The sequence below is a fragment of the Streptomyces sp. CC224B genome (assembly GCF_030010595.1).
GTDB lineage: Bacteria > Actinomycetota > Actinomycetes > Streptomycetales > Streptomycetaceae > Streptomyces > Streptomyces longispororuber.
In genome coordinates this window covers 19,257-27,011 of sequence record NZ_JASCXL010000131.1, presented here as the reverse complement: position 1 = coordinate 27,011, position 7,755 = coordinate 19,257, and the positions used below count along the sequence as shown (strand labels likewise).

At 74.6% G+C, this 7,755-nt stretch carries 5 protein-coding genes and 1 pseudogene; 2 read left to right on the top strand and 4 right to left on the bottom strand.

Going from position 1 to position 7,755, the window contains the following annotated elements; all coding sequences use genetic code 11:
* The 4 genes and pseudogenes from QK440_RS35145 to QK440_RS35130 form a co-directional block, all read right to left on the bottom strand.
* Positions 1-1,750: pseudogene (locus QK440_RS35145) on the bottom strand (hypothetical protein); the annotation flags it as partial.
* Between the two features lie 130 nt (positions 1,751-1,880).
* The gene (locus QK440_RS35140; RefSeq protein WP_282797312.1) at positions 1,881-2,774 is read right to left on the bottom strand and encodes a hypothetical protein; all 894 of its coding nucleotides are present in this window, start codon (positions 2,772-2,774) and stop codon (positions 1,881-1,883) included.
* Positions 2,775-2,850: 76 nt separating this feature from the next.
* Positions 2,851-4,377, bottom strand: coding sequence for a hypothetical protein (locus QK440_RS35135; RefSeq protein ID WP_282797311.1), 1,527 nt, complete (start codon positions 4,375-4,377; stop codon positions 2,851-2,853).
* 330 nt (positions 4,378-4,707) lie between these two features.
* On the bottom strand, positions 4,708-5,412 hold the full coding sequence (locus tag QK440_RS35130; protein ID WP_282797310.1) for a GntR family transcriptional regulator: 705 nt from the start codon (positions 5,410-5,412) through the stop codon (positions 4,708-4,710).
* A 226-nt stretch (positions 5,413-5,638) separates the two neighbouring features.
* On the opposite strand from QK440_RS35130, the gene QK440_RS35125 reads away from it, so the two are divergent.
* Both QK440_RS35125 and QK440_RS35120 read left to right on the top strand, forming a co-directional pair.
* Positions 5,639-6,946: an MFS transporter gene (locus QK440_RS35125; RefSeq protein WP_282797309.1), complete on the top strand. Its 1,308-nt coding sequence runs from the start codon at positions 5,639-5,641 to the stop codon at positions 6,944-6,946.
* Positions 6,844-7,734, top strand: coding sequence for a putative hydro-lyase (locus tag QK440_RS35120; RefSeq protein ID WP_349239345.1), 891 nt, complete (start codon positions 6,844-6,846; stop codon positions 7,732-7,734). The genes QK440_RS35125 and QK440_RS35120 overlap by 103 nt, the downstream gene beginning before the upstream one ends.
* Positions 7,735-7,755: the final 21 nt, after the last annotated feature.

The following is a 7,755-nucleotide window of genomic DNA, read 5'->3' as shown; positions in this document are numbered from 1 at the left end:
CGGCGAGCGCGGCGCGGGCCGCCGTCAGCTCGGCGCGGGCCTGTGCGGCGGCGGCCTCCTTGGCGTGCTCGGCGGCGGCGCGCGCGCTCTCGCGGGCGGTGTCCCAGGCGGCGACCGCGGTCTTCTCGGCGTCGCTCGCGGCGAGCGCGGCGCGGGCCGGGTCGGCGTCGGGCGCGCTGTCGTCGAGCCAGCCCGCGCGGACGGCCTCGGCGGTCTCCTGCTCGACCTCGGCCAGGCGCTGGCGCAGGTGGCCGGCCTCGCTGCGGGCGCGCTGCGCCTCGGTCGCGGCGGCGGTGGCGTCGCGGTGGGCGGTCTCGCCGGTCTCCTGGAGGGCGGCGGAGCGCTCCTCCTCCTCGTTGGCGTGTGCCTCGGCGTCCCCGGCGGCGGTGTGCAGGGCCCGGACGAGGTCGGCGGCGGCCTTGGCGCGGGCGGCGAGGGCGGGGGCCGCGTCGCGCTCGGCCTCACGGATGGCGGCGGCCACGCGCGCGGAGCGGTCGGCGGCCGCCCGGTGGCGCAGCACCGCCTCGGCGGCCTGCCAGGCGGCGTGCAGGGTGCGCGCGTCGCTGAGTTCGCGGCGCTGGGCGGCGGCGGCCTTCTCGGCGACGGTGAGCGCCAGGGAGGCGTGCCGGTAGGCGAGTTCGGCGGAGATCAGGGCGGAGCGCTCACGGGCCCGCTCGGCCTCCGTGACGGTGTGGGCGGCGGCCGTGACCTGCTCGGCGAGGTCGGCGGCGCGGCCGCGCTCCTCGGTGGCGCGGGCGGACAGGCGGCGGGCGAGGGTGCGGGTGCGGCGCTCGGCACCGGCGTGCACGTCGCGCGCGCGTGCCCGGGTGTCGGCGGCGTCGACGATGCGGCCGAGCAGGTCGACGGAGCCCGCGGTGAAGTCGCGTTCGGCGATGAGCTCGGCGCGGCGGCCGAGCTTGCTGCCGAAGCCGTGGACGAGGTCGGCGAGGCCGTCGGTGTCGCGGGTGTCGGTGACGGCGCGCAGCAGCAGGTCGGTGAAGTCGGAGTCCTTCTTGACCGCGAACAGGCCGGCGGCCTCGCCCTCGTCGGCGTTCATCTCCCGCTGGTAGCGGAAGAGTTCGGGGTCCAGGCCGAGGTCGCCGAGGTGTTCGTTCCAGCGGTCGTGGATCTCCTCCCAGTGCACCTCGAGGTGCGGGTAGGCCTTGCCCGCCTCCGTGAGGGCGTCGCGGAAGCCCTTCATGGTGCGGCGGCGGCCCTGGGCGCCGGAGGCGCCCTCGGCGGCGGGGCGGACGGCGGTGGACTCGGCGACGGGCAGCGAGTCCAGGCTCATGCCGGGTCCGGGGCGGAAGGAGTACCAGGCCTCGGCGAACTTCCGCGGGTCGTTGGAGACCTGGCGGCCGCGCCACTCGCTGACCTTGCCGACGACGACGCACTCGCCGGTCAGCGTGTGCTGCCACTCCAGGGCGACGTGGCCGCAGTCGTCGGCCAGGAGGAACTTGCGCAGCACGCCGGAGCTGGCGCCGCCCAGGGTGTTGCGGTGGCCGGGCAGCATCACGGAGAAGATCAGCTTGAGCAGGACGGACTTGCCGCCGCCGTTCTCCAGGAAGAGCACGCCGGCGGGGGCGGGCCTGCGCGGCGGGCCGACGGGCTCCTCCTCGAAGAACTCCGCCTGCGCGGGCGCGGGGTCGGGCACCACGTCGCCGACGCCGCGCAGGTCGAGGACGGTGTCGGCGTAGCGGGCACCGGCCGGTCCGATGGAGTAGAGGCGGACCCGGGACAGCTCGTACATGGCGGCGGACTCTCGTCGTAAGTCGTCAGTCGGTAACACGTGGAAACGGCGGGGCGGCGGGCCGTGGCCCTCGGGGTCCGCCCTGGGGCGGGGCCCGGGGCCTTCGCGAGCGCTGCGGCCCGGCCGGGCGTCAGGAGTGGAACGGCAGGCCCGCGTCGGCCACCAGCTCCAGGTCGTCGGTCTCGTCGGGGGGCAGGAGCGTCGCCGAGCCGTCGGTGACGGGGACGACGCCCAGCTCCAGGAGCTCGGCCATGGCGGCGCTGCCCGCCATGTCGCGCACCTGGAGCTGGTAGCGCGCGGTGGTGCGGTAGGTGCCTCCGGAGTCGTCACCGGTGCGCTGGAGGAACCCGGAGTCGGTGAGGAACGCGACGGCCTTGCCGACGATGCCGGTGGTGGACCCGGCGAGTCTGCGGGCGTCCTTGGTGGCGCCGGTGGAGCTGCGCCGCGCCCAGACGCGCCAGGCGGCCTCCAGGCCGGGGGCGTCGGTGGCCGGGTCAGTGTTCTCGCCGGCCTCCTCGGCGCGCTCCTCCAGGCGGCGGCAGGCCTGGCGGACGAACGCGTCGACCCCGTTGACCGTGACGCGGCCGATGTAGCCGTCGTCGGCGAGGTCCTCGGGGCGCGGGAAGGCCATCGCGGCGACGGCGAGGTGGGCGAGGCCGTGCAGGAACCGGTCGCTGGAGTCGGCCGCGGCGCGCCGGGCGTAGTCGCCCATGCGGACGGCGAACACGGAGTCCTCGGCAGCGGTGACCGCCATCCCCGCGCGCGGGGACACCTCCAGGACCACGAGCCCGAGGCCGGTGGCGACGGCGTCGGCGAGGCGCGCGAAGGGCGGGTCCTCGCGGTAGCGGCGCAGCAGCTCGCCGTACTCCTGATCGCGGGCGGGCTGGAGCTTGGGCTGGAGCCCGAAGGCGACGAGCCGGGCGGCGTCGGCCGCGTCGGCGGGCGTCACGGGCGCCGTGGCCGCGGGGGCGGGGGCGGCGTCCGGCTCTCCCCACGCGGTGTGCTCTGCGGGGTGGTCGGTCACGGCTGCGGCTCCTTGCTGCGGTGGGTCGTACGTACGTCTGCCGCGGCGCTCGGGGCGGTGCCGCGCGGGCGGGGCGTCATGCCGCCTCCGTCCGGTCGGCGGCCATGCCCGCGGCGTCGAGCAGGGCCGTGCCGACGACGAGGTCGGCGCCGCCGAACTCGGGGTCGTCGAGCTCCGTGCCGTCGTCCACGGCGAACAGGAGCCGCTCCTCACCCTGCCGGTAGGCGGTGCCCACGGGCGGGCTGGCCGCGTGCACGGCGAGCAGGGCGACCAGGTACGGCAGCTCGGGGTCCTGGCGGCGGGCGTCGGCGAGCAGGCCGGAGAGCCTGCGGGGCGCGTCGGGCGGCAGGGCGAGCAGCTCCATGGCGGCGGCGAGCTGCTCCTCGCTGAAGCGGCTGTCGTCGGGGGTGGCGACGAGGTCGGGCTCGGGCATCTCCGCGCCCAGGTGCTCGCGCTCCATGGGGGGCGTCAGGAGTATGTCCACGAGGTCGCCGACGCGCACCGAGACGGGGGTGCGCAGGCCCGTCCCGTGCGCGAAGTAGGCGTCCGTGACGCGGGTGGCCTGCTCGGCGGGGAGCGGGAGCAGGGGCGCCAGGAGCTGGCCGTACAGGTCGAGGCCCGCGCGCGCGGCCGGGGTGGCGAAGGCCTGCCGGTCCTGCTCGGCGCGGAACAGGGGGCCGGCTTCCAGGAGCCGGGACTGGAGCTGGGTGTGGCGGCGGATGCAGTCCTTGACGATGTCGACGAGCTCGGCGGCGCGGCGCTTCTGCTCGGGGTCCTCGGACTCGTCGCGGGCCTTGCGGATGTTCGTCAGGATGGCGTTCTCGTGGCGGTACCGGTCGGCCACGTGGTCGAGGGCCTCGGCGATCATGTCGGGGACGGCGCGCAGCCAGTCCACCGCGCGGACGTTGCGCCGGGTGGCGTCGAGGGCCTTGCGGAGGGTCTCGGAGTACTGCACCGTGCGGTAGCGCGCCTGCTCGGCGGCGAGCTGGGCGTCGGCGAGGCGGCCGCGGCTGATGAGCACCTCCAGCTTCACCTCGGCGGCGATCTGGGCGCTGGTGACGTCCGTGTCGAGGGCGCCCACCAGGACGTTCACCGCCTCGTCGGTGGTGCGCAGGTAGACCCCGCCGCCGTATCCGGGCACTTCCTCGATGAGCTTGAAGTCGTAGTCCCGCCGGACGTACGTCCCGTCGGGGTCGAAGGTGCCGTAGACGGCGCGGAAGCCGCGGTCCACGCTGCCGACGTTGATCAGGTTCTCCAGGACCCAGCGGGCGACGCGCTCGTGCTCGGCGGCCGGGCGGCGCGGGGCCTGGGCGGCGACGCGGGGCAGCAGCCGGGCGACGATCTGCTCGTGGTCGGCGCCCGTGTCGAAGTCCATGTTCAGCGTGACGAGGTCGATGGCCGACAGGGCCACCTCCGCCATCGCGTACACCGAGTACTCGCCCGCGAGGTTGGCCTTGCGGGCGTCCAGGTCGTGCAGTGGCGCGGTGCACGCGAGCGCGCGCAGGCGCCGTGCCAGGCCCTCGTCGGCGGCCGGGCCCGGCGCGGGCCGCGGCCCCGCGCTGAGCTGGGACGGAGCGGTGTCCGGTACGGCAGGCGAAGTCACGGTGCACAGACTAGGTCCTCGGTCTGACAACGGTCGAAACGGTGCAGATGCGCGGGCTTGCCTGGTGCGGGTTCCTCGGCCTGCGGCCTCGCCCTCATGCGCCGGGCGGGCTGCGTGGCTCGCCTCGGGCCGTCGTCGTCCGCGCGTCGTGCGTGGCTGGGCGCGCAGTTCCCCGCGCCCCTGACGGGGCGCTCACGCCTGGCCCCCCTTTTCGGACGCCACAGGGGACGAATGCTGCGTCCGGTGCCGTCATCGTCCGCAGGTGCTTCGTGGCTGGGCGCGCAGTTCCCCGCGCCCCTTCGGGCGACCCGCGTCCCTTCGGGGCCCGTCTCAGCGTGCCCCCAGGCCGCCTTCCGCCACTCGGCGCGCGTAGGTGTCGACCAGGCCGCGCAGTGAGTCGTCCAGGTACTCGGCCAGCAGACGCTCGGCCTCGGTGCGGTCGCCGGACTGGAGGGCTTCGAGGAGCTGGCGGTTGCGGGCGAGGTAGGGCTCGTGCAGGCGGCGCGGGTCGTCCACCACATGGAAGGCGAGCCGGAGTTCGGCGAAGACGCTGCGCATGACCTCGTCGGTGCGGTCGCTGCCGGCGAGCGCGACCAGCTCGCGGTGGAAGTGGATGTTGGCGGTGGACACGCCCTTCCAGTCCCGCGCGCGGGCCGCCGCCCTGCCCTCGGCGACCGCCGCGGCGAGTCCGTCGACGGCGTAGGGCGGCCGGCCGAGGCCGCGGACGACGGCGCACTCGACCAGGCGCCGCACGCGGTAGATGTCCTCGACGTCCTCGACGGTCAGGACCCGCACGAAGACGCCCCGGTTGAGCTCGTGGACGAGCAGCCGTTCGTGCGTGAGCAGCCGGAAGGCCTCGCGCAGGGTGTTGCGGGAGACCCCGAGGGCACCGCCGATGCTGTCCTCGGACAGCCGGGTGCCGGGCGGGAAGTAGCCCTCGGCGATGCGGCTCCGCAGGATGTCCGCGACCCGCTCGGCGGTGCTGGTGCGGCCCAGCAGCGCGCGGTCGTCGGCGAGACCCGTCAGTTCAGCCATGCTCAGCGATCCCCTCAGCCATGCCCGGATTCAACCGCAGGGAGAAGAACGAAACAACACGGGTATTGAGGGATCGTTGAACAATCCCCTACGTTGTCCAGCAGACGGACCGGCAAGCGGCTCCCGCTCCCCGCACCGCGCCGCCATGCTCGGCCCTTGAGAAGCAGTCTTCCGCACCCTTTCGCACTCTTCCGCACCCGTCCGCACCGCCCATCCCCTCTGCGAGGTGCCCGTGAGCACGACTCCACCGCCCTCTCCGACGCCCGTCGGCGACCAGCGGGACGATGTCCGACTCCCCGACGACGGCGGCGCGTTCGGCTGGCTGCGCGCGCTCGGGCCGCGTGGCCGCCGCGCCTTCACCGGCGCGTTCGGCGGGTACGCGCTCGACTCCTACGACTACTTCACGCTGCCGCTGACCATGGTCGCCCTGAAGGCCTACTTCGACCTGGACAGCGGCCAGACCGGCCTGCTCACCACCGTCACGCTGGTCGTGTCGGCGGTGGGCGGTGCCGTCGCGGGCGTGGTCGCCGACCGCATCGGCCGGGTGAAGGCCCTGCTGATCACGGTGATCACGTACGCGGTGTTCACCGTCGCCTGCGGCTTCGCGCCCAACTACGAGACGCTGCTGGTCTTCCGCGCCCTCCAGGGCCTCGGTTTCGGCGGCGAGTGGGCCGTCGGCGCGATCCTGGTCGCCGAGTACGCGAGCGCGAAGAACCGCGGCCGCACGCTCGGCGCGATCCAGAGCGCCTGGGCCGTCGGCTGGGGCCTCGCCGCGATCGTGTACACCCTGGTGTTCCAGCTCCTGGACGACGACCTGGCCTGGCGCGTGATGTTCTGGACGGGCGCGCTGCCCGCGCTGCTCGTGGTGTACGTACGCCGCAACGTCCAGGACGCGCCGGAGGCGGCCGCCGTGCGCGAGGAGAGCGCCGACAAGGGCTCGTTCACGGCCATCTTCAAGCCGGGCCTGCTGCGCGTCACGTTCTTCGCGGTGCTCCTGTCCACCGGCGTCCAGGGGGGCTACTACACGCTCGCCACCTGGGTGCCCACCTACCTGAAGGACGACCGCGGCCTCACGGTCGTCGGCACCGGCGGGTACCTCACGTTCCTGATCTCGGGCGCCTTCCTCGGCTATCTGACCGGCGGCTACCTCACCGACAAGCTGGGCCGCAAACGCAACATCACGCTGTTCGCGTTCCTCTCCGCCGCGAGCATCGTCGCGTACACGAACATCCCGGACGGCGCCGACGGCCTTCTCCTGGTGCTCGGTTTCCCGCTGGGCTTCTGCATGTCGGCCATCTTCAGCGGCTTCGGCTCCTTCCTGAGCGAGCTGTATCCGGCCGCCGTGCGCGGCACGGGGCAGGGCTTCACGTACAACACCGGGCGCGCGGTGGGCGCGGTGTTCCCCACCACCGTCGGGTTCCTCGCGGACAGTTGGGGCGTGGGCGGCGCGCTGATCTTCGGAGCGTTCGGTTACGCGCTCGCCGTCATCGCCCTCCTCGGGCTGCCCGAGACGCGCGGAAGGGAACTGCTGTGACCTCTACGGAGACCCGCGACCTCACCCCAGGGGCGGCACGGGAGCGCTTCCGCGCCGGTCTCAGCGTCCCCACGGCGGGCTGGGCGTCCGGGTACGCCCAGGCGAACCTGATCGCCGTCCCGGCCGACTGGGCGTACGACATGCTGCTGTTCTGCCAGCGCAACCCGAAGCCCTGCCCGGTGCTCGACGTCACCGACGCGGGGGCCTGGACCACGCCGCTGGCCCCGGGCGCCGACCTGCGCACGGACCTGCCGCGCTACCGCGTGTGGGAGCACGGGGAGCTGGTCGACGAGCCCACCGACGTCCTCGCCCACTGGCGCGAGGACCTGGTGGCGTTCCTCATCGGGTGCAGCTTCACCTTCGAAGGGGCCCTGTCGGCGGCGGGTGTGCCCCTGCGCCACGTCGAACAGGGCCGCAACGTCTCCATGTACGTCACCGACCGCCCCTGCAGGCCCGCCGGGCGGCTCCGGGGCCCCATGGTGGTCTCCATGCGGCCGGTGCCGCCCGCGCACCTGGAGGCGGCGATCCGCGAGAGCGCGCTGCTGCCCGCCGTGCACGGCTCCCCGGTCCACTGCGGGGACCCGGCCGGGCTCGGCATAGCCGACCTCGGCACGCCCGACTTCGGCGACCCGGTGGAGGCCGAGCCCGACGACATCCCGGTGTTCTGGGCGTGCGGAGTCACGCCCCAGGCCGCCGTGACGGCCTCCAGGCCGCCGTTCGCGCTCACCCACGCGCCGGGACAGATGTTCCTCACCGACGCCCGCGACGAGCAGTACAGGGTGGCCTGATACGGCCCACCCTGGGTGGCC

Coding starts and splice junctions, on each gene's coding strand:
- QK440_RS35130 (WP_282797310.1), bottom strand. CDS start 5,412: ATGGCTGAACTGACGGGTCTCGCCGACGACCGCGCGCTGCTGGGCCGC.